General features: G+C 64.6%; 22 protein-coding genes. 14 read left to right on the forward strand and 8 right to left on the reverse strand.

The annotated features are described in order from the left end of the window. Positions 1-4: 4 nt before the first annotated feature. Positions 5-1,102, forward strand: coding sequence for an ABC transporter ATP-binding protein (locus D8Z78_RS20345; protein ID WP_121633332.1), 1,098 nt, complete (start codon positions 5-7; stop codon positions 1,100-1,102). 51 nt (positions 1,103-1,153) lie between these two features. Here D8Z78_RS20345 and D8Z78_RS20350 read toward each other — a convergent pair whose 3' ends face one another. Then, positions 1,154-2,089, reverse strand: coding sequence for an ornithine cyclodeaminase family protein (locus D8Z78_RS20350; RefSeq protein ID WP_121633330.1), 936 nt, complete (start codon positions 2,087-2,089; stop codon positions 1,154-1,156). Between the two features lie 205 nt (positions 2,090-2,294). On the opposite strand from D8Z78_RS20350, the gene D8Z78_RS20355 reads away from it, so the two are divergent. After that, positions 2,295-4,274, forward strand: a complete 1,980-nt coding sequence (locus D8Z78_RS20355) for an oxidoreductase (protein WP_121633328.1) — start codon at positions 2,295-2,297, stop codon at positions 4,272-4,274. A gap of 273 nt (positions 4,275-4,547) precedes the next feature. On the opposite strand, the gene D8Z78_RS20360 is transcribed toward D8Z78_RS20355, so the two are convergent. The 6 genes from D8Z78_RS20360 to D8Z78_RS20385 form a co-directional block, all read right to left on the reverse strand. Continuing rightward, positions 4,548-5,747: an alpha-hydroxy acid oxidase gene (locus D8Z78_RS20360; protein WP_240672199.1), complete on the reverse strand. Its 1,200-nt coding sequence runs from the start codon at positions 5,745-5,747 to the stop codon at positions 4,548-4,550. Then, positions 5,747-6,487 carry an SDR family oxidoreductase gene (locus D8Z78_RS20365; protein WP_121633324.1) on the reverse strand — a complete coding sequence of 247 codons (741 nt, stop codon included), beginning with the start codon at positions 6,485-6,487 and terminating at the stop codon, positions 5,747-5,749. Before D8Z78_RS20365 ends, D8Z78_RS20360 begins: the two co-directional genes overlap by 1 nt. Before the next feature lie 10 nt (positions 6,488-6,497). After that, complete coding sequence (locus tag D8Z78_RS20370) at positions 6,498-7,262, reverse strand: glucose 1-dehydrogenase (protein ID WP_121633322.1); 765 nt, start codon at positions 7,260-7,262, stop codon at positions 6,498-6,500. Between the two features lie 3 nt (positions 7,263-7,265). Continuing rightward, positions 7,266-8,564, reverse strand: coding sequence for a M24 family metallopeptidase (locus tag D8Z78_RS20375; protein ID WP_121633320.1), 1,299 nt, complete (start codon positions 8,562-8,564; stop codon positions 7,266-7,268). A gap of 66 nt (positions 8,565-8,630) precedes the next feature. Beyond that, positions 8,631-9,440: an SDR family NAD(P)-dependent oxidoreductase gene (locus tag D8Z78_RS20380; RefSeq protein ID WP_121633318.1), complete on the reverse strand. Its 810-nt coding sequence runs from the start codon at positions 9,438-9,440 to the stop codon at positions 8,631-8,633. 18 nt (positions 9,441-9,458) lie between these two features. Continuing rightward, complete coding sequence (locus D8Z78_RS20385) at positions 9,459-11,207, reverse strand: ABC transporter substrate-binding protein (protein ID WP_420824330.1); 1,749 nt, start codon at positions 11,205-11,207, stop codon at positions 9,459-9,461. A 314-nt stretch (positions 11,208-11,521) separates the two neighbouring features. Here D8Z78_RS20385 and D8Z78_RS20390 point away from each other — a divergent pair, with 314 nt between their 5' ends. The 10 genes from D8Z78_RS20390 (at position 11,522) to D8Z78_RS20435 (ending at position 23,027) form a co-directional block, all read left to right on the forward strand. Next, the gene (locus tag D8Z78_RS20390) at positions 11,522-12,484 is read left to right on the forward strand and encodes a sugar ABC transporter substrate-binding protein (protein ID WP_121633314.1); all 963 of its coding nucleotides are present in this window, start codon (positions 11,522-11,524) and stop codon (positions 12,482-12,484) included. Between the two features lie 81 nt (positions 12,485-12,565). After that, positions 12,566-13,369, forward strand: coding sequence for an SDR family NAD(P)-dependent oxidoreductase (locus D8Z78_RS20395; RefSeq protein WP_121633311.1), 804 nt, complete (start codon positions 12,566-12,568; stop codon positions 13,367-13,369). A 58-nt stretch (positions 13,370-13,427) separates the two neighbouring features. Beyond that, positions 13,428-14,402, forward strand: a complete 975-nt coding sequence (locus D8Z78_RS20400) for an ABC transporter permease (RefSeq protein WP_121633309.1) — start codon at positions 13,428-13,430, stop codon at positions 14,400-14,402. Between the two features lie 13 nt (positions 14,403-14,415). Beyond that, positions 14,416-15,417: an ABC transporter permease gene (locus tag D8Z78_RS20405; RefSeq protein ID WP_121633307.1), complete on the forward strand. Its 1,002-nt coding sequence runs from the start codon at positions 14,416-14,418 to the stop codon at positions 15,415-15,417. Then, a complete protein-coding gene (locus D8Z78_RS20410) occupies positions 15,414-16,922 on the forward strand; it encodes a sugar ABC transporter ATP-binding protein (RefSeq protein WP_121633305.1) in 1,509 nt (502 codons plus the stop codon). The genes D8Z78_RS20405 and D8Z78_RS20410 overlap by 4 nt, the downstream gene beginning before the upstream one ends. 35 nt (positions 16,923-16,957) lie before the next feature. Beyond that, positions 16,958-17,812: a fumarylacetoacetate hydrolase family protein gene (locus D8Z78_RS20415; RefSeq protein WP_121633303.1), complete on the forward strand. Its 855-nt coding sequence runs from the start codon at positions 16,958-16,960 to the stop codon at positions 17,810-17,812. A 172-nt stretch (positions 17,813-17,984) separates the two neighbouring features. Next, positions 17,985-19,235: a sarcosine oxidase subunit beta family protein gene (locus D8Z78_RS20420; RefSeq protein WP_121633300.1), complete on the forward strand. Its 1,251-nt coding sequence runs from the start codon at positions 17,985-17,987 to the stop codon at positions 19,233-19,235. A 12-nt stretch (positions 19,236-19,247) separates the two neighbouring features. Further along, the gene (locus D8Z78_RS20425; RefSeq protein WP_121633297.1) at positions 19,248-19,535 is read left to right on the forward strand and encodes a sarcosine oxidase subunit delta; all 288 of its coding nucleotides are present in this window, start codon (positions 19,248-19,250) and stop codon (positions 19,533-19,535) included. Continuing rightward, positions 19,532-22,483: a sarcosine oxidase subunit alpha family protein gene (locus tag D8Z78_RS20430; RefSeq protein WP_121633294.1), complete on the forward strand. Its 2,952-nt coding sequence runs from the start codon at positions 19,532-19,534 to the stop codon at positions 22,481-22,483. The genes D8Z78_RS20425 and D8Z78_RS20430 overlap by 4 nt, the downstream gene beginning before the upstream one ends. Next, a complete protein-coding gene (locus D8Z78_RS20435; RefSeq protein ID WP_121633291.1) occupies positions 22,476-23,027 on the forward strand; it encodes a sarcosine oxidase subunit gamma in 552 nt (183 codons plus the stop codon). The genes D8Z78_RS20430 and D8Z78_RS20435 overlap by 8 nt, the downstream gene beginning before the upstream one ends. On the opposite strand, the gene D8Z78_RS20440 is transcribed toward D8Z78_RS20435, so the two are convergent. Then, entirely contained in the window at positions 23,024-24,019 is a 996-nt protein-coding gene (locus D8Z78_RS20440; protein WP_121633288.1) for a GlxA family transcriptional regulator, read from the reverse strand. The genes D8Z78_RS20435 and D8Z78_RS20440 overlap by 4 nt on opposite strands. A 149-nt stretch (positions 24,020-24,168) precedes the next feature. Between D8Z78_RS20440 and D8Z78_RS20445 the strand changes: the two genes are divergently transcribed. Next, on the forward strand, positions 24,169-24,807 hold the full coding sequence (locus D8Z78_RS20445) for a helix-turn-helix domain-containing protein (protein WP_420824331.1): 639 nt from the start codon (positions 24,169-24,171) through the stop codon (positions 24,805-24,807). A 334-nt stretch (positions 24,808-25,141) separates the two neighbouring features. Beyond that, the gene (locus D8Z78_RS20450) at positions 25,142-25,555 is read left to right on the forward strand and encodes a hypothetical protein (RefSeq protein WP_121633284.1); all 414 of its coding nucleotides are present in this window, start codon (positions 25,142-25,144) and stop codon (positions 25,553-25,555) included. Positions 25,556-25,582: the final 27 nt, after the last annotated feature.

The raw sequence follows: 25,582 nt of genomic DNA on the forward strand, positions 1-25,582 counted from the left end.
TCCCATGGCTCCCATCCTGGACATCCAGAACCTCTACAAGAACTACGGCACCACCGAGATCCTCAAGGATATCAACGTCTCGATCGAGCCGGGCGATTTCCTTGTGCTGGTCGGGCCCTCGGGCTGCGGCAAGTCCACGCTGCTCAACTGCATCGCCGGGCTGGAACCGATCTCTGGCGGCGCGATCCATATCGGCGGGCACGACATGACATCGGTCTCGCCCAAGGATCGCGACATCGCGATGGTGTTCCAAAGCTATGCCCTGTACCCGACCATGTCGGTGGCCAAGAACATCACCTTCGGGATGAAGGTGCGCGGCATCGACCAGAAGACCCAGACTGCCAAGCTGGAACAGGTGGCCAGACAGCTTCAGATCGAGGCGCTGCTGAACCGCAAGCCGGGGCAGTTGTCGGGCGGTCAACGCCAGCGTGTCGCCATGGGCCGGGCACTGGTGCGCGACCCCAAGCTATTCCTGTTCGACGAACCTCTGTCCAACCTCGACGCCAAGCTGCGTGTCGAGATGCGCACCGAGATCAAAGAACTGCACCAGCGCCTCGGCGCGTCGATGGTCTATGTCACCCATGACCAGATCGAAGCGATGACCCTTGCGACCAAGATCGTGGTGATGAAAGGCGGCGTGATCCAGCAGATTGGCACACCGGCGGAAATCTACAAGCGGCCCGCCAACCTGTTCGTGGCGGATTTCATGGGCAATCCGGCGATGAACCTGATCCCGGCGCGGACCCGCACCGCTGGCGCGGGCACCGAGATCGAGATCGACAACAAGGGTGGCGCGCCGATCATCCTGCGCGATCCCCATACGTCCAACCTACCCCCGGACGTGATCCTTGGCATCCGTCCGGAGGACATCGCCGAGCCGGGCTTTCGCGCCGCGCAATCCGCCCAAGAGGCAGAGTGCCTTGTCGACATGGTCGAACCGGCCGGGGCCGATACCTTCGTTCTGACCCATCTGGGCGGCAAGCAGGTCACCGCGCGGCTGCATTCGGAAACCGAGGCGCAGCCGGGGCAAAGGCAAAAACTGGCCTTCGATCTGAACAAGGTCAGCTATTTCGCGCCGGACAATGGCCAGCGCCTGAACTGACATTTCGGTCAGCGGTCCGTCATGGCGCCGCTGACCGGCCCGGCCTGACGCTCAGGTGTTCGAGAGGCGCCCCGCGATATACCGCGCGATCATCAGGTCGAGATGCGCGCCACCGCCGTTCTTGAACACCGTGATCTCGGCATCCGAGCGCCGCGCGGGCAGGTCCCGTGCCGCAAGGTCGTAGAGATCGCCAAGCACATCCGCCTCGGTCATGGCTCCGTTTGCGATGGGCGTCATCAGTTCCCCGATATGATGGACCGTCGTCTCGCGGCTGTCGACATGGACCGCCGCGCGCGACATGAGGACGTCATCCGCCTCGCGCATCTCGGGGGTGTAGGCACCGATCAGATCGACATGGGTGCCCGGCCTGATCCAGTCGCCGTGCAGTATCGGCGCACGGGCCAGCGTCGCGGTGCTGATGATATCCGCCTGCCCGGCGACCTTAGCCAGATCGGTGACCGCCTCGACCGCGACCGGCCCCGCAAATGCCTTGGCCAGTGCCTGCGCCTGTTCGGCACGCCGCGTCCAGATCGAGATGCGCGCGAGCTGCGGGAAAACGGCGCAGTAGGCCTTGATCAGGCTGCGCGCGACCGTGCCGCCGCCGACGATCAGCAGATGGCGGCTGTCGGGCCGCGCGAGGTACTGTGCCCCAAGGACGGAATCGGCGGCGGTCTTGATCTCGGTGACGAGGCGGCCCTCGATGATCGCCTCCAGCCCGCCATTGCGCGCGTCGAAGACCAGCATCGCCCCTTGGATCGTCGGTAGCCCCTGCCGGGGATTGTCCTCGAAAACGGTCAGGGATTTCACGCCGAAACCCAACCCCTTGATCCACGCGCCACGGCTCAGCAGGTTGCCGTCACTTTCGCCCAGATACACATCCCCCACCTGCGCCCGTGGCAGGCGGTGGCCCTGCCTCAGGGCTTCGACCGCATCGGGCCAGTTCAGGCGGTCGATCGTGGTCTCATACGGGATGTAGCGCGGGGTCATGGGATGCAGGCTAGCCCCCAAACTGCCGCCCCTCAAGAGAAATAAACACCCGTGAACTTTCAATTGACACACCTGAACAGTTTTTAAATAGTACCCCTATCCTGTGCCAAGGCAGACCGGTCGCCCCGATGCGCTTCCCTCGCCCGGCCAGATCACGCCGCTGCGGGTCTCCATCGGGCATGGCGGCGCAAGCAAGGGATGACGGATGACCTTCAGACATGTTTTTCAACCGCTTGCCCTGCGGCACAGGACATTGCGCAACCGGGTCGTCTTTGGCGCGCACACCACGAACATGGCCAAGGATGGCCTGCCCGGCGATCAGCATCTGGGCTATTATCTGGAACGCGCACGGGGCGGCGCGGCGATGATCGTGGTCGAACCCATGCCCGTCCATCCCGCCGCCGTGCTGACACGCGGCAATTTCCGCCCCGGCACGGATGACGTCATCGCCCCCTTCAAGCGTATCACGCAGGCCTGTCAGGCTGAGGGTACGGTGATGATCCAGCAGCTCTACCATGTCGGCGCGCATGGCGACTGGGACAATTCGTGGAACGCCAACTGGTCGCCCTCGGGCGGGCCCAGCTATCACGACAACGATGGCAGCCGCGCCATGTCCGAGGCCGAGATCGAGGAAACCATCGACGCCTTCGTTCAGGCCGCGATCCGTTGCCAAAAGGCGGGCTTTGACGGGGTCGAGGTCTGGGCCGCCTATCATTCTATGCTGGACCAGTTCTGGACCCCGTTTTCGAACCAGCGCAAGGATCAATGGGGCGGAAGCCTTGAGAACCGCACCCGCATTTCACGCGAGGTGCTGCGCCGGACCCGGGCCGCCTGCGGCGAGGATTTCATCATCGGGCTGGCGGTATCGGATGACCCGACCACCGGCGTCTTTCCCGACCGTGACGAGATGGTGGAAATCGTGTCTCTCCACGATGCCGAAGAGCTCATGGATTACGTCACCGTCGGCGCGGGCAGCTATGTCGATTTCCAGAAGATCATCCCCAGCTTCCAATACCCAGAGAACCTTGGCGCCGATCTGGCAGAACGTCTGAAACAGGCGGGCCTGCGCGCCCGCGTCACCGCCGAGGCGGGCATCCGCACGCCCGACAATGCCAACGCGCTGCTAGGCGCAGGTCAGGCCGATCTTGTCTCGATCGTGCGTGGCCAGATCGCCGACCCGCATCTGGTGAACAAGGCCGCCGGAGGGCGCAGCGACGACATTCGCGGATGCCTGTCCTGCAACCAGCAATGCTGGGGGCGCCGCAGCCGCGACTACTACATCTCCTGCCTGATCAACCCGTCGGTCGGACATGAACATGCGTGGGGCGGAGACACCTTCACCCCCTCCCCCGCTCCGAAATCCGTGCTGGTCGTCGGCGGTGGCCCCGCCGGGCTGGAGGCCGCGCGCGTCGCGGCTGAACGCGGTCACCGGGTGACGCTGGCCGAGGCGGGGCCGGAACTGGGCGGACAGTTTCGCCTCGCCGGTTTGCAACCGCGCCGCGCCCAGATCACCGACCTGATCGCGTGGTATGAGCGCCAGCTCACCGGGCTGCGGGTCGATTTCCGCTACAACAGCTACATGGACGCCGATGACATCGCAGCGCAGGGTGCCGACGTGGTGATCCTCGCCACCGGCTCCCTGCCGTCGGGGACCGGGTTCCAGAAGGCCCTGCCGCAGGTGCCGGAACTGCCCGGCATCGAGACCGGCTCCGTCTGGTCGACCGAAGACGTCATGGGCCGCGCCGCCCGGCTGGGGCCGCGCGTGATCGTTCTCGACGAGGGCGGCCACTGGAAGGGCATCGGCACCGCGTGGCATCTGGCCGAAGCCGGACACGAGGTCACGATCGTCACGCCCGACCCGATGATCGCGCGCGAACTGGTCCGCAGCGCGACTGACTTCAACGCCCGTCAGGTTCTGGCGCGGCTTGGGGTCGGCTTCGTCACCGAAAGCGCGCTGCGGCAATGGTCGGCCCAAGGCGCGCGCATCGTGTCGCTGCTGACCCGCGAGGAAAGCCACCTCGCCGCGGACTCGCTGGTTCTGGCCACCGGCAACCGCTGCGACACCACGCTGCTGGAGGCGCTTCGAGAACGCGGCATCGATGTCCGCCCCATCGGCGACGCCGCCGCCCCCCGACTGGCGGCGGCGGCCATCCATGACGGGCGGGTGACGGGACTGGCCGTTTAGCAGGTTGCGCGCCCGGGCCCGGGGACGGCGAAAACATGCCGAAAGTATATTGTTCTCAGAGGGTTGAAAGCAACTCAGGCTTTCAACCCAACAATACGCGTACGGATATCGAGCCTGCTGTTCGGGGTCATGGCTCTGGGACTGGCGGCAGAGCGACATTGAGCGTTTGGGCAAGGGCGTCATCCTTGGCGTTGCGACACGGACCGACGGCGACATCCGGAATGCCGATCGCCTGTTCAGACAGGCGCTCGACACGGGCGGCGAATGGATCGGCTATGCGCCCGATGGCGGGTTCACCGCCTCGCTGGGGAGGGCACCGAGGGGGTCTGTTGGTTGCTGGGCGAGATGCTCTCGACCGACATGACCAACCTGTGGCACGCCGAGTTGGCCGAGCGCGCGCACAAGTTCGAGCTTCAGTATCTCCATGGCCCGATCCGCCCCCGCCGCGCCACCGGCGCCGACACCAAAGGCCAGCGCCCGTCCGGCAAGGCAGAAATCCGCCCCGAGCGCCTTGGCCCGCAGCAGGTCCGCACCGCGCCTTATGCCGCTGTCGACGATGACGGTCATCTCTCCAGCCACCGCTTTTGCAATTGCCGGAAGCGCTTCGGCGGTGGGCGGACCAAAGGCCACCTGTCGCCCCCCATGGTTGGACACGACGATCCCATCGCACCCGATCCGGGCGCAGCGTCGCGCGTCGTCGGGATGCAGGATGCCCTTGACCACCAGCTTGCCCTTCCAGCGGGCACGCAGCTTTTCGAGGCTGTCCCATGAAAACCCGGCGGTGATCAGGGTCTTTTGCACATCGGCATAGGAGGTCGCGCTTTTCAGCAGGTCGGCATAGTTGGCCACGTTCGGCGTACCGTGCTGCAAGCTTGTCAGGGCCCAACGCGGATGCAGCGCGCATTGCGCGATGACCTCGGGCGTGAACCGGAACGGCACGGCCAATTGGTTGCGGATGTCGCGGTCGCGCTTGCCTGCGGCGGGCACGTCGGCGGTGACGATCATCGTCTCGTACCCGGCGGCTTCGGCGCGGGCGATCAGGCCTTCGGTCACGGCGTCATCGCCCGAGACGTAAAGCTGGAACATGCCGTTGCCATCAGCAGCCTCGGCCAGCTTTTCAAGCGTCGTCGAGGCGGCGGACGAGGCCACGTAGGGGATGTTCTCGCGCTTGCACAGACGGGCCAGCGTCAGGTCCGCCCCCGGCCAGAACGCGTTCAGCATCCCGATGGGTGCCATGCCGAAAGGCAAGGCATAGTCCCGCCCGAACAGCGTCACCCGCGTGTCGATCTGCGAGACATCGACCATGTAGCGCGGGGTCAGCTCGACCTCTTCGAAGGCTTCGACATTGCGGCGCATGTTGCGCTCGGATTCCGCGCCGCCATCGACAAGGTCGAAGGCAAAGCGCGGAATGCGCCGCCGCGCCATGTCGCGCAGGTCGTCGATGCAGGCGGCGCGGGCGAGCGAGCGAGGCATCAGATCGACCACCCCCCATCGACGGCAAAGGCCTGCCCCGTGGTGAACCCGGCCATGTCCGAGGCGAGGTAACAGACCATCTCGGCGATCTCCTCGGGGGTGCCGAGGCGACCCATCGGCTGGCGCGCCTTGAAGGCCGCCAGCGCCGCGTCGAAATCGCCGGTGGCGCGCAGGCGGTCCTCCAGCGAGGGGCTTTGCACCGTGCCGGGGCAGATCGCGTTGCAGCGGACACCCTTCTGCACGAAATCGGCGGCGATGGATTTGGTCATGCCGATGATCGCCGCCTTGGACGCGCCATAGGCAAAGCGGCGCGGCGCGCCCTTCTCGCTGCTGACGATCGAAGCGATATTGACGATCGAGCCAGTGCCATGATCCAGCATCGACGGCAGCACTGCCTTGATCAGGCGGAACATGGCCTTGGCGTTGAGGTCGAAAGACCGGTCCCACGCCGCGTCGTTGCAATCGAGGATCGTCCCGTCATGCACCCAACCGGCGCAGTTCACGAGGATGTCGATGCGCGGCTGCGCCTCGATCAGCAGGGCCACCGCCTCGGGGTCGAGCACGTCCAGCTGGCTCGCGGTGATGCGGTCATTGCCTTGGGCCAGCGAGGCCACGCCGTCGCCGTCGATATCGGTGGCGATCACCTGCGCCCCGCGTGCCGCCAGTGCCTGCGCCGAGGCGCGCCCGATGCCGTTCGCAGCGGCGGTGACGAGGGCGGTCTTTCCGTTCAGCATATCCATGTTGGTCCTTTCAGCGTGCAAGCCAGCCGCCATCGACGGTCACGCAACTGCCATGGCAATAAGCGGCGGCGTCCGAGGCAAGAAAGACGGCGGCCCCTGCGATTTCCGACGGCTCGGCAAAGCGGCCCGCCGGGATGCGCTCCAGCAGCGCGCGGGACCGCTCGGGATCGTCGCGCAGCGCCTGCGTGTTGTCCGTCGCGGTATAGCCGGGCGCGATGGCGTTGACGTTGACGCCATGCGGCGCCCATTCGTTGCACAGTGCCTTGGTCAACCCCAGCACCGCATGTTTGCTCGACGCATAGGCGGGCACCCGCAGGCCGCCCTGCGATCCCAGCACGGACGAGACGATGACGATCTTGCCCTTGCCTTGCCCCACCATGCGCTTGCCTGCCGCCTGAGACAGCAGCCAGACGGAATCGAGATTGACCGACATCACGCGCCGCCAGTCGTCGAGCGGCATGTCGGTGCTGTCCTCGCGGTGGATGATCCCCGCATTGTTGACGAGGATGTCCAGCCCGCCGAGCGCGTCGGCGGCAAAGTCGATCACCTCGCCGGCGGCGGCCTCGTCCATGCCAAGGAAATCCGCGCGCACCGCGGCCCCCTTGCGTCCCATGGCGTCGATCTTGGCGATGGTGTCTTCGGGCGCGTGACTGCGATAGGTCAACGCCACATCGGCCCCGGCGGCGGCAAGGGCAAGGGCAATGCCCTCGCCAATGCCGGTTGCCCCGCCGGTGACCAAGGCCTTGCGGCCGCTCAGGTCAAACGGATTGCGCATCGCTCAGTACCGGTTCGCGATCGGCAGGTCCTCGGCCGGGAAGAGGCTGATGACCTCGCAGCCGGTTTCCGTCACGACGACCTCTTCCTCGATCCGCGCGGCGCTGTATCCGTCGGCGGCGGGGCAGTAGGTTTCCAGCGCAAAGACCATACCGGTCTGGATCTCCATCGGGTGGTCAAGGCTGATCGCCCGGCTGATGATCGGCCGTTCATGCAGCGCCAGCCCCAGCCCGTGGCCGAATTGCAGGCCGAAGGCCGCGTCTTCGTTCGGGAAGCCAAGGCTTTCGGCGGTGGGCCAGACCTCGGCGACCTTGTCGGTGGTCACACCCGGTTTGATCATTGCGATCGAGGCGTCGATCCATTCGCGCGCCTTCACATAGGCATCGTTCTGCGCGGGCGTTGCCCGCCCGACATTGAAGGTGCGGTAGTAGCAGGTCCGATAGCCCTGATAAGACTGGAGAATATCGAAGAACGCCTGATCGCCGGGGCGGATCAGCCTGTCGGTGAAGTTGTGCGGGTGCGGGTTGCAGCGTTCACCGGAAATGGCGTTGATCGCCTCGACATCGTCCGAGCCCATCTCGTAGAGCATCTTGTTGGACAGGGCGACGATGTCGCTTTCACGCACGCCGGGTTTCAGTTCCTCGTAGATCATGTGGTAGACGCCATCGACCATGCTGGCCGCCTGCGTCAGCAGCTGGATTTCGTCCCAGTTCTTGATCTCGCGCGCGGCGAGCATGATCTGCTGGCCGTCGATCACGTTCAGGCCCTCTTCCTGCAGCGCGTGGAACATGGCGGTTTCGGCATAGTCGACACCGACCGGCATGTTGGCCATGCCCGCGTCGCGGATCAGCCCGGCGATCTGCTTGGCGTATTTCTTCATCAGGCCGAATTCCGGCGGGATAGTGCCGCGCATGCCGACGACGCCCGCCAGACAATGATCGGGTTCCAGCCAGTCGGAATAGCGCTTGTGGTGCTCGGCGGCGCTGCCGAAATCCCAGACGTAGGGGCTGTCATCGCCGGTCAGCAGGCAGAAGCGGCACATCTTGTCCCGCTCCCATTCGCCGATCTTGGTCGCCGAGACGTAGCGGATATTGTTCACATCGAACAACAGCAGCGTGCCCGCAGGCGAGTTCTGCAAGGCCTGCCGGGTGCGCGCAAGGCGGTAGCGGCGCAGGCGGTCGTGGTCGATGCGGCGTTCGAAATCCACCGAGGTATGGCCCCAGGCAGGAAGGCGGTCACGCCATTCCCAATTGGGTTCCAGATCCTTCGGGGTGAGCAGGTTCGGCATCAGGGCGCGGGACATGGGGGGCTCCTTCGGGCGCGCGGGGCGGCCCGTTTAACGTGTTGAGATTTATGGAAAGTCAGGGGCTTACTTGGTGACCCAGCCACCGTCGATCGAGATCATCTGACCGGTCATGTAGTCGCTGTCATCGCTGGCGAGGAACGACGCCGTGCCGGTGATGTCCTCGGGATAGGAGACGCGCTTGATCACCAGATTGTTGGCGACGATGTCGTCATAGGCCTGCCCCTCGCGCTCCTTGAAGCCTATCTCGACGAGGTCCTTGTCGAGCTGCTCCCACAGCGGGGTGACCACCACGCCCGGCGCATAGCCATTGACGGTGATGTTATGCTCGGCCAGACCCAGCGCGCCGCATTCCGTCAACGCCAGACAGCCGTATTTCGAGGTGCAATAGACCGTCACGTCGACCAGCGGTTTCTTGGACGCGATCGAGCCGACATTGATCAGCTTGTAGGGGTGACCCTCCATCGGCCCTTGGGCGATCATCTGGCGGGCGGCTTCCTGCATGCCCAGCCACATCGCCTTTGTGTTGACGTTCATGATCATGTCCCAGTTGTCCTCATCGATATCCATGAAGAACCGGGGCTTGTTCAGGCCCGCATTGAACAGCGCAACGTTGATCGAGCCGAACGCATCGACCGTGGCGGCGACGGCGGCGGCGTTGTCGGCGCGGCTGGTCACGTCCATCCGGACGGCGACGGCGCGGCCATTGCCCTTGGCGTTGATGGCCTCCGCGACTTTTTGCGCCTCGGCCTCGTCCAGATCGCCAAGGCAGACGTTCGCGCCGTGGGCGGCAAAGGCCTCGGCATTGGCTTGGCCCATGCCGCGGGCCGCGCCGGTGATGAGAATGTTCTTACCCTTGAGGCGGTTGGGGTCCATGGTGTTTCCTCCCTTTTGTCACGCTGTCCCGTTTGCTCTTATGAGCTCGTCTGCGCGCGCCTGAGCCCGGCGCAGCGTCTCGCGCGGGGTTTGCAGCCCGCGGAGCATGTCGTGGAATTCCTCGCCGCAGATCTGAAAGATGCCGCCGATCTCGGGCACCGGCGGACGCGGCCAGAATTGCAATTCGTCGCGCCAAGACATGCCGTCCACTGCCTCGAAGATCGTCGAGGTGCGGCGCACCTCGGGGTCCGAGCCCACGGAGTAGCGCGGATTGGTGCGGCTGCCGTTCTGCACGAACAGCTTCTGCGCCTCGGGCGATGTGAAGACACGCAAGGCCTCGACGGCGGCAGGCACCCGTTCGGGCGCGAGATTGGCGGGGATGCCCATCACGTAGCCGCCCACCGGGGCGACGGGCTGCGCCCCCGGCGCGGGCGGGTGCGGCAGATAGGTGGTCTGGCCACTGGCGGGCGAGGTCTCGTCCAGTTCGAAATACGGCGCGAGCAGCGTATAGCCGTAGGCCATCGCGACCTTGCCCGACGCATAGGGGCGGACCCGCTCGTACCAAGACATCGACAGGATGTCCGGCGGCGAATATTTCAGCAGTTCAAGCAGGAATTCCGCCACGTGCAACCCGGCCTCGGTGTCGATCATCGCGCGATAGCCGCCTTGGGCGAGCTGCTCGGTGCGAAAGCCTCCGGCGGCTTCGGGCAGGTCGAGGATCGGCTGCCCGAAATCGGCAAAGGTCATCAGCACCGTGTGGCCAAGGGCCGTGCCCCGCGCCGCGTTCCACGCGATGCCGTACTTGCCGCGCTTGGGGTCGTGCAGGGCGCGGGCGGCATGCAGCAGGGCGTCAGTGCTGGTCGGCGGCTCGAGCCCGGCTTCGGCAAAGATGTCATGGCGGTAGAACAGCAATTCGGGCGTGGTCTGCGCGGGCACCCCATAGGCCCTTCCCCCCCAATGCGCCCCTTGCCAACCGGCGGTGTGAAAATCCGCCGGGTCCAGCCGTTCCAGATCCATCACGTCGTCCAAAGGCGTCAGCACGTTGCGGCTGGCGAACTCGCCGATCCAAGGCAGGTCGACGGCGATGATGTCATAGCGGCTGGTTTCGCGCGCGGCGTTGCGCAACGCCTCTTCGCGCAGGCGGTCGATGGAAAAGGCGCGCTGGCTGATATCGGTGCCGATGCTTTGCTCGAACTGGCGCTTGAGGTTGTCCATGACCATGAAGGTCGGATCGCCATGCACCAGAACCCGCAATCCGCCCGACAGCTTGAGCGGCTCGCCCAGCACGCGCAGCGGCGGAATGGATTGCGCCGAGGTATAGCTGCCGCCGAAATAGTAATCCTTGGCATCGCGGTTGCGCGCGACGCCGCCAAAGGCCCGCTCGCCAAGGCGCCGTAGGCGGCCGGACATCTGCATCCAGGTTTCCAGCATGGTGTCGCTGGGATGCAGGGAAAAGCTCTTGCCAGTGGCGGTGCGAGGACGCTGTTCGATCAAACCCACATCGATCATTTCGCGCAGGCGACGGTTGGCCGTGGCATAAGGCACGCAACTGGCGCTGATCAACGAGGTCGCGGTGACTGTCCTGCCGTCGAAATGACCCTGAAGCAGGTGGATCGCCATGCGCAGGTGGGCGTTCGGCGCAAAGATGTCGAGCGCGCCATCCACCTCATTGCTGAACGCCTCTAGGAAGGTCAGCATCTCGACGGCCTCGGGCTGCGCCGATGGCGCTGCCGGACTGCGTCGGGTATGTCCTCCCATGTCGTTCATCGCGAAAGCGGACCTTTTTCTGTCGGGCTTAACCTGCGACGCCTTTGTCGCATCCAATCTGGATGAATCGCGTTGCGCCATCCCTGACCTCCTCGCAAGATGTCCAATGTGATCGCCATAACGTATCGCGAAAGCGTCCATTTTGGATATAAACTTATCCAAACCGAACATTTTCGCGGATTTAGAGGAGGGGGAAAGCGGGCAATCTCCGAGTCGATCGTTCGGTAGCGCCGGATGATGGTTGGGCGTCCGGAGGAGGCCCCGGGCCGCCCGAAGAGGGACCGTCGCCCGTATCAATTCTAGGGAGGAATACCATGAAGATCAGGACTATCCTGGCAGTGACCACCGCAGCCGCCACCCTTGCCGGGGCTGCCTATGCCGAAAGCCATGGCGGCACCATGAAGATCGGCATCACCCAGAACAACGTGGGTGTCGACAGCTATCAGACCACCTACGAAAAGGCCTTCATCGAGGCAGCCGAAGCCAACGACATGGTCGAGACCGTCGTGCTGGACGCAGGCGGCGACGTGGCCCGCCAGATCGCCCAGATGGAAGACCTCATCCAGCAGGAAGTCGACGCCATCATCATCTGGCCGACCAATGGCGAAGCAGTCATCCCCGCCGTCCGCAAGGCGCACCAGGCCGGTATCCCGGTGATCGTCACCAACTCCAACATCGCCGAGCAAGGCTTTGATTTCGTGAAGTCCTTCTCGGGGCCCGACAACATCACGCAGGGCGCGCGCTCGGCCGAGATCATGTGCGACAAGTTCAAGGACATGGGCATCGAAGACGAGGCGCAGGTCGTCCACATCACCGGCCAGCCGGGCTACACCACCGCCATCGAGCGCGCCAAGGGCTTCGAGGATCGCCTGCCCGAGGTCTGCCCGAACGTGACCGTCGTCGACACCCAGCCCGGCGACTGGAACCGCGAGAAGTCGCAGCAGGTCATGGAAGCCTTCCTGGTCAAGTATGACGACATCGACGGTGTCTATGCCGGGGACGACAACATGGGCGTGGGCGCACTCAACGCCGCCAAGGCCGCGGGCCGCGAGGGCATCATCTTCGTCGGCGCCACCAACTTTGCGGTTGGCTACGAGGCGATGGCCGCAGGCGATTACTGGGGGTCGATCTACCAGTCGCCGGTCGATGACGCCAAGGCTGCGCTGCAGACCGCCATCGACGTTCTGGGTGGCGAGGACGTGCCCTTCCTGAACTACTTCGACACGCCGAAGATCACGCAGGACAACATGGACGAGTTCACCAAGCCGGTGTTCTGATCGCTCCTCCTGCGGTGCGGGGGCCTGTGTGCCCCCGCATTGTGTATAGCCTTCAACAAATACGACACGAGGATGCACACCATGGGACGTGTGACGGATCGCGTTTGCCTTGTCACAGGGGCCGCGCGGGGCATCGGGCGCGCCATCGGCGAGGCGCTGCTGGACGAAGGGGCCAAGGTCTGCTTTGCCGATATCGACGGTGAGGGCGCCGCCCACGTGGCCGAGGCAAACCGCGCGCAGCACGGCGATCGGGTGACCTCGGCGCAGGTCGACGTGACGAACCGCGCGCAGGTCCGCGCGATGATCGCGCACACGGTCGACACCTTTGGCCGCCTCGACGTCAAGTTCAACAATGCCGGCGTCAACAAGCCCATGAACTTCATGGATGTGGACGAGGCCAACTGGAATTTCATCATGGGGGTCAACGGCTTGGGCTGCATGATCGGCATGCAGGAAGCGGCGCGTCAGATGATCGCGCAGGGCCCCGGCCCCGACGGCATGACCGGCAAGATCGTCAACACCGCCTCGATCGCCAGCCGACAGGGCTTCGACAATGTCGCGCCCTATTGCGCATCGAAATTCGCCGTCGTCTCGCTGACGCAATCGGGCGCGCGGGATCTGGCCAAACATGGTATCACGGTCACGGGATTTGCACCCGGCGTGGTCCGGACGGAAATGTGGGAGCAGGTCGACCAAGACCTGATGGAGATCGGCGCCGCCGAGCGCCCCGGACAGGCGATGGAGGAGTTCTCATCCTCCATCCTCAAGGGCCGCGTCGCCAATCCGCCGGACATCACCGGAACGACGACGTTTCTGGCCTCGAAGGACAGCGACTACATGACCGGCCAGATCGTCATGATCGACGGCGGCATGACGCTGGTCTGACCGGCGGGACGTCCGGCACGACACATATACAGGCCTGCGCGATTCAAGGGAGGGGATCATGGCAACACTTGACCGACGACAGATCGGCAGCATCTTGGCGAAACAGGGTATCCTGATCGCCTTTGCGCTGTTCATGATCGTCTTCACCATCGCCAATCCGAAATTCATCAGCATCGACAACGTGTTCAGCGTCGTTCGGTCCTCGGCCATCCTTGGCGTCATGGCGCTGGGGGTGACCTTTGTGGTGATCAGCGGCAATCTCGACCTCAGCGTGGGGTCGATGATGTCGTTCTCGACCATCGTGGTGCTGGACCTGCACGACAAGATCGGACCGCTGCTGGCGATCCCGGCGATGTTTGCCATGACGCTGTGCCTTGGCGCCTTCATCGGGTTCCTCGTCGGCTATCTCAGGCTGAATTCCCTGATCGTGACGCTGGGCATGTTGTCGGCCATCCACGGCCTGACGCTGACCTATTCCGGCGGCCAGAACATGGACATCGCCGACAAGGAAGGCACGTGGTTTTCCGTCTTCGGCCAAGGCTCGGCGCTTGGCATCCCGGTGCCGATCCTGATCTTTGTCGGGTTGGCGGCGCTGCTGGGCATCGCCTTGGCGCGCACCCCCTTCGGGCGCAAGGTCTATGCGGTGGGCGGCAACGGCACCGCGGCGACCTTTTCCGGGATCAAGCGCGCGCGCACCGTGTTTACCTGCTACCTGATCTCGGCGGGCTGCGTGGCCACCGCCGGAATGATGCAGGCCAGCCGGTCGCTGGGCTCGCAGAACACCGTGGGACAGGGCTTGGAGCTGGAGGTTCTGGCCGCCGTCATCCTTGGCGGGGCGTCCCTTCTGGGCGGCTCGGGCACGATCTTCAAGACCGTGATCGGCGTGCTGATCCTCGGCTTCATCCAGAACGGCCTGCTGCTGGTCGGCCTGCAATTCTACGTCCAGTTCGTCGTGACCTGGGTCATCATCATCCTTGCGGTCTGGCTCGATATTGCAGCCAAGCGCGGCAAGCTGTTCTCGCATATCGCCTGAGGAGGGTCGGTTCATGAAACAAGGCACACTCTCCAAGGCGCTCAAGGGCGGCGCGATCTGGGGCTTCATCGTACTGGAACTGGTGTTTTTCAGCATCGCGGGCGAATACCTGTCGCTGTCGGACAAGGCCTTCATGGATTGGGAGAACATGCTGCTGCTGTTCAAGCAATCCGCCCCCATCGGCATCATCGCCATGGGCATGACCATCGTCATGGTCAACGGCAATATCGACCTTTCCGTCGGCGCGACCTTCGCGATTGCCGCCATCATCCTGCTCGACAGCATGACTTGGCCGATCTTTGCGGGTCTGGGCGACTGGGTGATCCCGCTGGCGTGGTTGCTGGCGCTGCTGGTGGGCACGGCTCTGGGCGCGCTGAACGGGTTCATCGTGTGGAAGACCGGCGTCGATGCCTTCATCGTCACGCTCGGGTCCATGCTGGGCTATCGCGGCATCGTCTTCATGTTCAACGGCGAGAACCCGACCAGCCACCTCAACTGGACACTGGTCGATTTCGCCGAAGCGGAATTCCTGGGCTTTGCCACGGCGACATGGTTCCTGCTGGGCGTGACGCTGATCATGTGGTTCGTGATGGCGCGCACCGTGCATGGCCGCAACGCCTATGCCATCGGTGACAATCGCGAGGCGGCGGTCAATGCGGGCATCCGCGTCGGTCCGCACATGATGATCAACTTTGCGATCATCGGCTTTCTCGCGGCGCTGTCGGCGGTGGTCTTCTATTCGGAAAGCGGGTCGGTGAACCCCAATGACGGGCAATTGTACGAGCTGTGGGTCATCACCGCCGTCGTGCTGGGCGGGACCAAGATCACCGGCGGCGCGGGCAATGTGATCGGCACCTTTGGCGGGGTCATCGCCATCCAGCTTCTGCGCAAGGGGTTGGGCCATATCGGGGCCGATACCTCGACCGTGAACCTCGTGATCGGCCTGATCCTGATCGCGGTGCTGTTCCTCGACAAGCAACTCAACGTCAAAGGCAAAGAGGAGCTCAGGGTATGACCGATCCGGTTCTCAGACTCGAAGACATCGTCAAGACCTTCCCCGGTGTGCGGGCTTTGGACGGGGTGTCCTTTGCGGTCATGCCGGGCGAGGTCCACGCCCTGATGGGCGAGAACGGCGCGGGCAAATCCACCCTGATGAAGGTTTTGGGCGGCATCCATCAACCGACCGAGGGCGCGATCTTTGTCGGGAATGAGCAGGTCGTCATGGCCGGTCCGCTGGAGGCGAAGGCCAAGGGCATCGTCTTCATCCATCAGGAACTCAGCCTCGCCGAGGAACTGAGCGTGGCCGAGAACATCTATCTGGGCGAGTTGCCGCGCAAACGTTTTGGTATGGTCGATTGGGCGACGCTGCGCGAGCGCACCAACGCAATCCTCGCCAAGCTGAACGTGGGCTTCGATGCGGCCACGCGGGTGGGCGACCTGTCCATCGCCAACCAGCAGATGGTCGAGATCGCCCGCGCCCTGACGGTGGATGCCAAGGCGGTGATCTTCGACGAACCCACCGCCTCGCTGACCGACGCGGAAAAGGTGGTGCTGTTCGACGTGATCGCCGATCTGAAGGCCTCCGGTGTCGGCATCATCTATATCTCGCACCGCATGGAAGAGATCTTCAAGATCACCGACCGGATCAGCATCCTGCGCGACGGGCAATATCAGGGCACGGTCAACACTGCCGAGACCACCGAAGAGGCGGTCACCCAGATGATGATCGGCCGCAAGCTGGACCTGACGCGCAACGCCTCGCATCACGACTTGGGCGACGTTGCGCTGGAGGTGCGCGGCCTGTCCTGCGGCAAGCTCTATGAGGATGTCAGCTTTGAAATCCGCCGGGGCGAGGTCGTGGGGTTCTACGGGCTGGTCGGTGCGGGCCGCACCGAGATTGCCGAAACCCTGTTCGGCTTGCGCACGCCCTCTGCCGGCACCATCCGTCTGGCGGGGCAAGAGGTGCGTATCGGTTCGCCCACCGAGGCGATCGCGCGCGGCATCTCGCTGGTGCCGGAGGACCGCAAGGGGCAAGGGCTGGTCTTGGGCATGAATTGCCGGGACAACATGACCTTGCCGCAGGTCGACGACCTGACCGCCGGGCCGTTCATGGCCGAGGGCGCCGAGGTGGCGATCTTCGACCAGTATCGCGACCGGCTGGACATCCGCACGCCGGGCTGGAAGCAGAAGGTCGGCAACCTGTCGGGCGGCAACCAGCAAAAGATCGTCATCGGCAAGTGGCTGTCCATGCACCCCGAGGTGCTGATCGTCGACGAACCCACGCGCGGCATCGACGTCGGCTCGAAGTCCGAAATCCACAAGCTGCTGCGCGGGCTCGCGGCGCAGGGCTACGCGGTCATGGTCATCAGCTCGGAAATGCCCGAGGTGCTGCATGTCTCGGACCGCATCGTGGCGATGTATTCGGGCCGCATCATGCGGACCTTCACCTCCGATGAAGTGACCGAAGACAGCTTGATTCAGGCGATATCCGGGCTTGGCACCTCGTCCGAGGTGGCCTGAGCCCGCGCCCGAGACGCAATTCGAAAGGACATCAGATGAAACTTCTCCGCTACGGGCCTGCGGGCGCCGAGAAACCCGGTCTTCTGGACAAGGACGGCAAGGTGCGTGACCTGTCCGGCGAGGTGCCGGACATCGCAGGCGACACGCTGCTGCCCGAGACCCTCGCCCGGCTCGCCGCGCTTGACCCCGAAAGCCTGCCGCTTGTCGAGGGCACGCCTCAGGACGATCTGCGGCTTGGGGCCTGCGTCGGCCAGATCGGCAAATTCGTCTGCATCGGGTTGAACTACGCCGATCACGCCGCCGAGGCCGGGATGCCCATCCCCGCCGAGCCGATCATCTTCAACAAATGGACCTCTGCCGTGGTCGGCCCGAACGACGCGATCCAGATCCCGCGCGACTCGGTCAAGACCGATTGGGAGGTGGAGCTGGGCGTCGTCATCGGCAAGCCCGGCGCCTATATCGATGAGGCGGACGCCATGGCGCATGTGGCGGGCTTCTGCGTGATCAACGACGTGTCGGAACGCGACTTTCAGCTGAACCGCGCCGGGACGTGGGACAAGGGCAAGGGCTGCGACACCTTCGGGCCGACCGGCCCGTGGTTGGTGACCCCCGACGAGATCGCCGATGTGGATGCGCTGGACATGTGGCTGGATGTCGATGGCGAGCGGATGCAGTCCGGCACCACAGCGACGCTGATCTTCAAGATCCCGCACCTGATCAGCTATTGCAGCCGCTTCATGAGCCTGCAACCCGGCGACGTGATCTCGACCGGGACGCCGCCCGGCGTCGGCATGGGTTTGACCCCGCCGCGTTTCCTGTCGGGGGGCGAGACGGTGAGCCTCGGGATCGCGGGGCTGGGCGAGCAGCGCAGCAAGGTTCTGCCCGCCTGATCCCACCTTGCATGTCCGATAGGGCCATGGTGGCCCTGTCGAAACCTCCTGTCCAGAAACACATTTCCGATCCGGAACCCGCCCCAATGTCCGATTTGCGCCCGAACCTGTCCGAAGCGGACATTCCATCGGCGCAGCATCCGGCGATACTGGCGCAAAGGAGTCGGATCAGATGCGTTATTCTGGCTGGAAAGTCATCAAGGAGGCCCTGACGGGCCATCGCGGCTGGGGACCGGCGTGGCGGGATGCCACCCCGAAACCCGCCTATGATTACATCATCATCGGCGGCGGCGGGCATGGGCTTGCCACCGCCTACTACCTTGCCAAGCAGTTCAAGCAGGCGAATATCGCCGTGCTGGAAAAGGGCTGGATCGGTGGCGGCAACGTTGGCCGGAACACCACGATCATCCGCTCGAACTATCTGCTCGACGGCAATGAACCGTTCTACGAATTCTCGCTGAAGCTGTGGGAAGGGCTGGAGCAGGAGCTGAACTACAACGCGATGGTCAGCCAGCGCGGCATCCTCAACCTAATCCATTCTGACGCGCAACGCGACGCCTTTACCCGGCGCGGCAACGCGATGATTCTGAACGGCGCCGATGCGGAACTGCTCAGCACAAAGCAGATCCTGGCGCGCTACCCGTTCCTGAACGTCAACGACGCGCGTTTCCCCATCAAGGGCGGGCTGGCGCAGCATCGCGGCGGCACCGTCCGACACGACGCGGTGGCCTGGGGCTATGCGCGCGGGGCGGATCAGCACGGCGTCGACATCATCCAGAATTGCGAAGTCACCGGCTTTCGGATCGAGAACGGCACCGTCAAGGGGGTCGAAACCTCGCGCGGGTTCATCGGCGCGAAAAAGGTCGCGGCCTGCGTCGCTGGCTCGTCGTCGCGGTTGATGGAAAAGGCCGGGATGCGCCTGCCGATCGAAAGCCACGTTCTGCAGGCTTTCGTCTCCGAAGGGCTGAAGCCGGTGCTGCCCGGGGTCATCACCTTTGGCGCGGGGCATTTCTATTGCAGCCAGTCCGACAAGGGCGGTCTGGTCTTTGGCGGCGATATCGACGGCTACAATTCCTACGCCCAACGCGGCAACCTGCCGGTGATCGAGGACGTGGCCGAAGGCGGCATGGCGATCTTCCCGATGCTGGGGCGCGCGCGCCTGCTGCGCATGTGGGGCGGCATCATGGACATGAGCATGGACGGCTCGCCGATCATCGACCGCACCCATATCGACGGGCTCTATTTCAACGGCGGCTGGTGTTATGGCGGGTTCAAGGCCACGCCTGCCAGCGGGTTTGCCTATGCGCATCTGCTGGCCACCGACCGCCCGCATGACACCGCCACGGCCTATCGCTTCGATCGTTTCGCCAAGGGGCGGATGATCGACGAAAAGGGCATGGGCAACCAGCCCAACCTGCACTGAGGAGGCCCGGACATGATCATCAATCACCCGCTTCTGGGCCCGCGCGATGCGGCGGAATTCGTCTACAAGGGCGACGCGGCGCTGATCCATCGCCCCGATGGCATGGCGCCGGACGCCTTGGAAAAGTTCATCGATTACGGCTACTTGCGCGACAACCCCGCAGGCGAGCACCGCGAGCTTTGGTTCCACGAACAGGGCGACCGGTCTTGGCTGGTCGTGACGCGCAACACGCTGACCCATGAAATCACGTCGGTCGAGCTGGCCCGCGACGTGGCCCGCCGGGAGGGACGTTCGAAATGACCCAGAAAAACCGTTTGCAGGGCGGTCTAATCGACCGGTCGCGCAGCTACACCTTCCGTTTCGACGGCAAGACGATGACCGGCCATGCGGGCGACACGCTGGCCTCGGCCCTGCTGGCCAATGGCGTGCGGCTGATGGGCCGCTCGTTCAAGTATCACCGCCCGCGCGGCCCCCTGACCGCCGGGTCCGAGGAACCCAACGCCATCGTGGAACTGCGCGAGGGCGCTCGTCAGGAACCCAACACCCGCGCCACCACCGCCGAGCTGTTCGACGGGCTGGTGGCGAGGTCGCAGAACCGCTGGCCCTCGCTGGCCTTTGACGCGCTGTCGGTCAATGACCGCCTGTCCAGCTTTTTCGCCGCCGGGTTCTATTACAAGACCTTCATGTGGCCCGCCGCCTTCTGGGAAAAGCTCTACGAGCCGATGATCCGCCGCGCCGCCGGTCTGGGCAGTCTCAGCCTGCAGGACGATCCCGACAGCTATGACAAGGGCTTCTTGCATTGCGACCTGCTGATCACCGGGGCCGGGCCTGCGGGCCTTGCCGCCGCCCTGACCGCCGGAGAGGCCGGTCTGCGCGTGATCCTCGCCGACGAGGATTACGTCATGGGCGGGCGGCTGAACGCCGAGACGTTCTCGCTGGGCGATATGGCCGGGCATGACTGGGCGGCTCAGACCGTCGCGCGCCTGCGCAGCCTGCCGAATGTCCGGGTGATGCCGCGCACCACGGTGCTGGGCGCGTTCGATCACGGCATTTATGGCGCGGTCGAACGGGTGGCCGATCACCTTGCAGTGCCCGAGGCAGGCAAGCCCCGGCAGATCCTGTGGCGCATCTATACCAAGCGGTCCTTGCTGACCGCAGGCGCGCTCGAACGCCCCATCGCGTTCGAGAACAACGACCGCCCCGGCATCATGCTGGCCAGCGCCCTGCGCGCCTATGCCAACCGCTGGGCCGCGACACCGGCGCAGCGCGTGGCGATCTTTACCAACAATGACGACGGCCACCGCACCGCAGCCGATCTGCATGCCAAGGGGGTCAAGGTCGCCGCCGTGATCGACACCCGCCCCGGCCAGCCGGTCTCGACCGATTACGAGGTGTTGCAAGGCGAGATCATCGACACCGCCGGACGGCTGGGCCTGACGCGGATCACCGTGCGGCTGGCCAAGGGCGGCACGCGGGAAATCGAGTGCGGCGCGCTGGGTGTCTCGGGCGGCTGGAACCCCAATGTCAGCCTGACCTGCCACCAGCGCGGTCGCCCCGTTTGGGAGGAGGGCATTGCCGCCTTCGTCCCCGGTGGCACCCTGCCCGATGGCATGACCGTCGCGGGCGCGGCGCAGGGTCTGTTCTCGACCCACGCGGCGCTGACCTCGGGGGCCGAGGCGGCGGCGCAGATTGCCACCGATCTGGGGCACGCCGCCACGAAACCCGACCTGCCACAGGCCGAGGACGCGCCCGTGCAGATCACACCCTTCTGGCATGTCACGGATGCCAAGCGCGCGTGGGTCGATCAGCAGAACGACGTGACCGCCAAGGATGTGAAGCTGGCGCATCAGGAAAACTTCGTCTCGGTCGAGCACCTCAAACGCTATACCACGCTGGGCATGGCCACCGATCAGGGCAAGACGTCCAACATGGCGGGCCTTGCGATCATGGCCGAGATCGCAGGCAAGACGATCCCCGAGGTCGGCACCACCATGTTCCGTCCGCCCTATACGCCCACGGCGATGGGCGTGCTGGCGGGTCGGTCGCGCGGCACCGATTTCCGCCCCGTGCGCAAGACCCCCAGCCACACATGGGCCGAGGAGCAGGGCGCGGTCTTTGTCGAGGTCGGCAACTGGCTGCGCGCGCAATGGTTCCCCCGCAAGGGCGAGACGACATGGCGCGAAAGCGTCGATCGCGAGGTGCTGCAAACCCGCAAGTCGGTGGGCATCTGCGACGTCACCACGCTGGGCAAGATCGACGTGCAGGGCACGGACGCGGCCGCCTTCCTGAACCGCATCTATTGCAACGGCTTTGCCAAGCTGGCCGTGGGCCGCACCCGCTACGGCTTGATGCTGCGCGAGGACGGGATCGCCATGGATGACGGCACCGCCGCGCGTCTGGCCGAGGATCATTTCGTCGTCACGACCACCACCGCCAACGCGGTCAGCGTCTATCGCCACATGGAATTCGTGCGGCAATGCCTGTTCCCCGACATGGATGTGCAGTTGATTTCCACGACCGAGGCCTGGGCGCAGTTTTCGGTCGCGGGGCCGAACGCGCGCAAGCTGCTCCAAAAGGTCGTGGACCCGGAATTCGACCTGTCGAACGAGGGCTTCCCCTTCATGGCCTGTGGCGAGATCACCATTTGCGGCGGGCTGCGCGCGCGGCTGTTCCGGATCTCGTTCTCGGGCGAATTGGCCTATGAGATCGCCGTGCCCACGCGCTATGGCGACGCGCTGATCCGCCGCCTGATGCGCGAAGGGCAGGAATTCGACGTGGTGGCCTATGGCACCGAAGCGCTCGGTGTCATGCGCATCGAAAAGGGTCACGCGGCGGGCAATGAGCTAAATGGCACGACCACCGCGCTGAACCTTGGCATGGGGCGGATGGTGTCGCAGGCCAAGGACTCGATCGGCGCTGTGCTGTCACGCCGCGAAGGGCTGAACGAGCCCGTCGCGCTGAAGCTGGTGGGCTTCAAACCCGTCGATCCGACCCACAAGGTCCCCGCCGGGTCGCACCTGATGACCAAGGGCGCGCCCGTCGATGCGGCCCACGATCAGGGCTATGTCACCTCGGCCTGCTATTCGCCCAATCTGGGGCATCACATCGCCATCGGCTATCTCAAGTCCGGCGATCAACGGCTGGGCGAGATCGTCCGGCTGGTGTCTCCGCTGACCGGGTTCGATCACGATGTCGAAGTCGTCAGCGCCCATTTCGTCGATCCCGAAGGAGAACGGCTCCGTGCATGATCTCATCGCCCTCACGCCGCTTGGCGCGCGCGACCCGCGCCGCGACCATCACCTCGGCCATTCCCTGATCGAAGTCACCGACGTGGCGCTGGCCTCGGTCGCCGCCCGGCTGGGCCGCGAGGCAGACGCCGCAGCCCTTGTGGCGACGGTCACCGGGGCCGAGGCCCCTGCCCCGGCGCGCGCCACCGCCAGCGCCTTTTGGATGGGTCCGGATCAATGGATGGTCGAGGCCCCCTTTGCCACCCATGAGGACCTTGCCCGCCAGATCACCGCGCAAGCAAATGGCGCAGCCAGCGTGACCGAGCAGACCGATGCATGGTGCCGGTTCGACCTGAAGGGCGACCGGCTTGCAGATATCTTCGAGCGGCTGTGCAATGCCGACCTGCGCCGCTTCACCGGCGGCAAGGCGGTGCGCACCGCGATCGAGCATCTGGGCTGCTTCCTGATCTGCCGGTCGCCCACCCATGTGTCCGTCATCGGGCCACGGTCGTCGGCGGGATCGTTGCACCATGCGCTGCTGACCGCGATGAAATCGGCGCTTTAGACCGACGGGACCGGCAGGTTCCCCCGGACGCGGTTCAGGTTGATGCGGCGGCGGTCCTCCTTCGGGGGGACGCCGAACGCCTCGACATAATGCTTGTTGAAGCTTTTGACGCTGGCATAGCCCACCGCTTCGGCGATCTCGGACAGGCTGTCGTTGGAATACATCACGATCTGCCGCGCCGCCTTCATCCGCATCTGGCGGAAATAGCCGGTCGGGTTCTGCCCCGTCGCCTGTTTGAAGCTGCGTTCCAGATGGCGCGGCGTGATGTCCAGCGCCTCAGCCACCTCGGCCACCGACATCGGCTGTGACAGGTCCCGCGCGAACAGGCCGATGGCCTGCGCCACAAGCGGCGGCATGTCCGAGTGCTGGTCGCCGCCGGTGACCGGCACGACCTGTTGCACACCCGCCTTGCGCACCATCGGGTGCTGGAACCAGCAAGCGACCTCGGTCGCGACCTCGGCCCCCAGCGCGGTTTCCACCAGACCCAAGGCCAGATCGAAGGCCGCCGCCGCCCCCGACGCGGTCACGCAACGCGGCGTGGATTCGATCACCTTGCCGGAGGCCTCGATCTCTGGAAACTCGGTCCGAAACGCCGCCTCGTAGCACCAATGCACGGACAAGGGCGTGTTCGGCACCGCCCCGCTGCGCACCAAGGGGAAGACCCCGCCGCTGATCGCGCCCAGAACCGTGCCGTGCCGTGCGGCGTGGCGCAGATGGGCTGGCGCGCGCGGATCGCGAAAGGCGCTCGTCGGCGCGGACAGGATCAGCAGGTAATCGCACCCGTCCAGATCGGCCAAGCGGCGCGTCGCCTCGAAGGCGATCCCGGCGCTGGACATGACCTGCCTCTCTCCGTCCGAGACCAGCTCCCACGCGAAGGTGGTGCGCCCCGAAATCTCGTTCGCGGCCCGCAGCGGTTCGATCACCGAGGTCAGGCAGGACATCGGAAACCCCGGAAAAATCAGGAAGCCGATCCGCAACACGTCATCCGACATGGGTGTTCCTTTCCGCTGCCTTTTGCAAAACGATCCACTGATGGGAAACTTTTTGCATTATCATGAAACCCGCCCTAGCTTTGATCCATCCGGCTGGATTCCGCCAGCATTCCTGCATACAAACCCGGGGCATTCCAACCATGACTCTAATGAAGGCTGAGCACGTGTCCAAGCTGTCCCAGGACCCACACAAGGTCGTCGAAGAACGCGAGAAAGTTCTCGAAGTCGCCATCGGCCGCGAGGTCCGGGCCTTCCGCAAGAAGAAGAACATCACCGTTGCGGAACTGTCTGCGCTCACCAACCTGTCCATCGGGATGCTGTCAAAGATCGAGAACGGCAACACCTCGCCCTCGCTGACCACGTTGCAGGCGCTGTCGAACGCCCTTTCGGTGCCGCTGACCGCCTTTTTCAAGACCTACGAGGAACGCCGCGAGGCGGTGCATACCAAGGCTGGCGAGGGCGTCGAGATCGAGCGCGCGGGCACGCGGTCCGGGCATCAGTACAACCTTTTGGGCCATATCGGCGCGAACAACAGCGGCGTGATCGTCGAGCCGTACCTGATCGTGCTCAGCAACGAATCCGACACGTTCAAGACCTTTCAGCATGACGGGATCGAGATGATCTACATGCTCGAAGGCGTCGTCGGCTATCGCCACGGGTCGGAAAACTATCGGCTGGAGCCGGGCGACACCCTGTTCTTCGACGCCGATGCCCCCCACGGCCCCGAGGAACTGATCCAGTTCCCGATCCGCTACCTGTCGATTATCAGCTACAAGCAGGACAACTGATCCCGGGCCTCGCGGGGTGAGGCCTGTCCGCAATCCGAAAGCGCCCTGAAAAAGATGCAGGCAGGCGACGTCACTCGCAGGTTTGGATGTGCCCGAACCCCTGCGCTTGCACCCCGATTCCGAATATGCTTTTGGACGCCCAAAGACTTGAGCGCTCGACCGCATGAGGCGGATATTTTAGCCGGTCGCCAAATTCTGTGAGGGTCCCAGCGTGAAGAATTTCGCAAACCGCATAGTCAATCGAACATTGAAGACGGGTGTCCTTGCCTGCGCTGCGCTTGCGCTGGCGGGATGTTACAATTCACCGGAAATGGTCGCGGACCGACAGGACCGCATGGCGGCAATCGACGCACGCGGCGCCGAATTCTATGACACGCATTTCACCCCGCTGATCGACGAATGCCTGTCTTTCCTGAAGACGGGGCAGCTCGACATGGCCAGCCTTGCCACCAAGGGGTACACCAAAACCGCCTTTGGCATCCGCAAGAAGCTGGGTCCAAGCCAGTTCGACGCGGTTCAGATCATGGGCATCCAAAACCGTGGCGAATGCATCATCACCTCACCGGCCGCCGTCGGGACCGCCACCCCCTTGTCAGACTTCCTGACTGCGGAACTGGCAAAGCGCAGTTTCCGGTTGGCTGGCGCAGGACCGAAGAACGGGCAACTGCGCTACACGAAAGGCAGTGAGAGCCTTCTTGTCATGGGTGGCACGGGCCGAGGCGCGGCGCTGACCTTCGCCAAGGGATGAGCCCGTGCGCAGCGGCGCCGGGCTCAT

Source organism: Tropicibacter alexandrii (genome assembly GCF_003667315.2).
In the GTDB taxonomy this organism is placed as follows: Bacteria; Pseudomonadota; Alphaproteobacteria; order Rhodobacterales; family Rhodobacteraceae; genus Tropicibacter; species Tropicibacter alexandrii.

What these genes read in the sequence shown, in the direction of transcription:
- D8Z78_RS20345 (WP_121633332.1), top strand. Translation starts at nt 5, where the DNA reads ATGGCTCCCATCCTGGACATCCAGAACCTCTACAAGAACTACGGCACC.
- D8Z78_RS20350 (WP_121633330.1), bottom strand. Translation starts at nt 2,089, where the DNA reads ATGACCCCGCGCTACATCCCGTATGAGACCACGATCGACCGCCTGAAC.
- D8Z78_RS20355 (WP_121633328.1), top strand. Translation starts at nt 2,295, where the DNA reads ATGACCTTCAGACATGTTTTTCAACCGCTTGCCCTGCGGCACAGGACA.
- D8Z78_RS20360 (WP_240672199.1), bottom strand. Translation starts at nt 5,747, where the DNA reads ATGCCTCGCTCGCTCGCCCGCGCCGCCTGCATCGACGACCTGCGCGAC.
- D8Z78_RS20365 (WP_121633324.1), bottom strand. Translation starts at nt 6,487, where the DNA reads ATGGATATGCTGAACGGAAAGACCGCCCTCGTCACCGCCGCTGCGAAC.
- D8Z78_RS20370 (WP_121633322.1), bottom strand. Translation starts at nt 7,262, where the DNA reads ATGCGCAATCCGTTTGACCTGAGCGGCCGCAAGGCCTTGGTCACCGGC.
- D8Z78_RS20375 (WP_121633320.1), bottom strand. Translation starts at nt 8,564, where the DNA reads ATGTCCCGCGCCCTGATGCCGAACCTGCTCACCCCGAAGGATCTGGAA.
- D8Z78_RS20380 (WP_121633318.1), bottom strand. Translation starts at nt 9,440, where the DNA reads ATGGACCCCAACCGCCTCAAGGGTAAGAACATTCTCATCACCGGCGCG.
- D8Z78_RS20385 (WP_420824330.1), bottom strand. Translation starts at nt 11,207, where the DNA reads ATGAACGACATGGGAGGACATACCCGACGCAGTCCGGCAGCGCCATCG.
- D8Z78_RS20390 (WP_121633314.1), top strand. Translation starts at nt 11,522, where the DNA reads ATGAAGATCAGGACTATCCTGGCAGTGACCACCGCAGCCGCCACCCTT.
- D8Z78_RS20395 (WP_121633311.1), top strand. Translation starts at nt 12,566, where the DNA reads ATGGGACGTGTGACGGATCGCGTTTGCCTTGTCACAGGGGCCGCGCGG.
- D8Z78_RS20400 (WP_121633309.1), top strand. Translation starts at nt 13,428, where the DNA reads ATGGCAACACTTGACCGACGACAGATCGGCAGCATCTTGGCGAAACAG.
- D8Z78_RS20405 (WP_121633307.1), top strand. Translation starts at nt 14,416, where the DNA reads ATGAAACAAGGCACACTCTCCAAGGCGCTCAAGGGCGGCGCGATCTGG.
- D8Z78_RS20410 (WP_121633305.1), top strand. Translation starts at nt 15,414, where the DNA reads ATGACCGATCCGGTTCTCAGACTCGAAGACATCGTCAAGACCTTCCCC.
- D8Z78_RS20415 (WP_121633303.1), top strand. Translation starts at nt 16,958, where the DNA reads ATGAAACTTCTCCGCTACGGGCCTGCGGGCGCCGAGAAACCCGGTCTT.
- D8Z78_RS20420 (WP_121633300.1), top strand. Translation starts at nt 17,985, where the DNA reads ATGCGTTATTCTGGCTGGAAAGTCATCAAGGAGGCCCTGACGGGCCAT.
- D8Z78_RS20425 (WP_121633297.1), top strand. Translation starts at nt 19,248, where the DNA reads ATGATCATCAATCACCCGCTTCTGGGCCCGCGCGATGCGGCGGAATTC.
- D8Z78_RS20430 (WP_121633294.1), top strand. Translation starts at nt 19,532, where the DNA reads ATGACCCAGAAAAACCGTTTGCAGGGCGGTCTAATCGACCGGTCGCGC.
- D8Z78_RS20440 (WP_121633288.1), bottom strand. Translation starts at nt 24,019, where the DNA reads ATGTCGGATGACGTGTTGCGGATCGGCTTCCTGATTTTTCCGGGGTTT.
- D8Z78_RS20445 (WP_420824331.1), top strand. Translation starts at nt 24,169, where the DNA reads ATGAAGGCTGAGCACGTGTCCAAGCTGTCCCAGGACCCACACAAGGTC.
- D8Z78_RS20450 (WP_121633284.1), top strand. Translation starts at nt 25,142, where the DNA reads ATGGCGGCAATCGACGCACGCGGCGCCGAATTCTATGACACGCATTTC.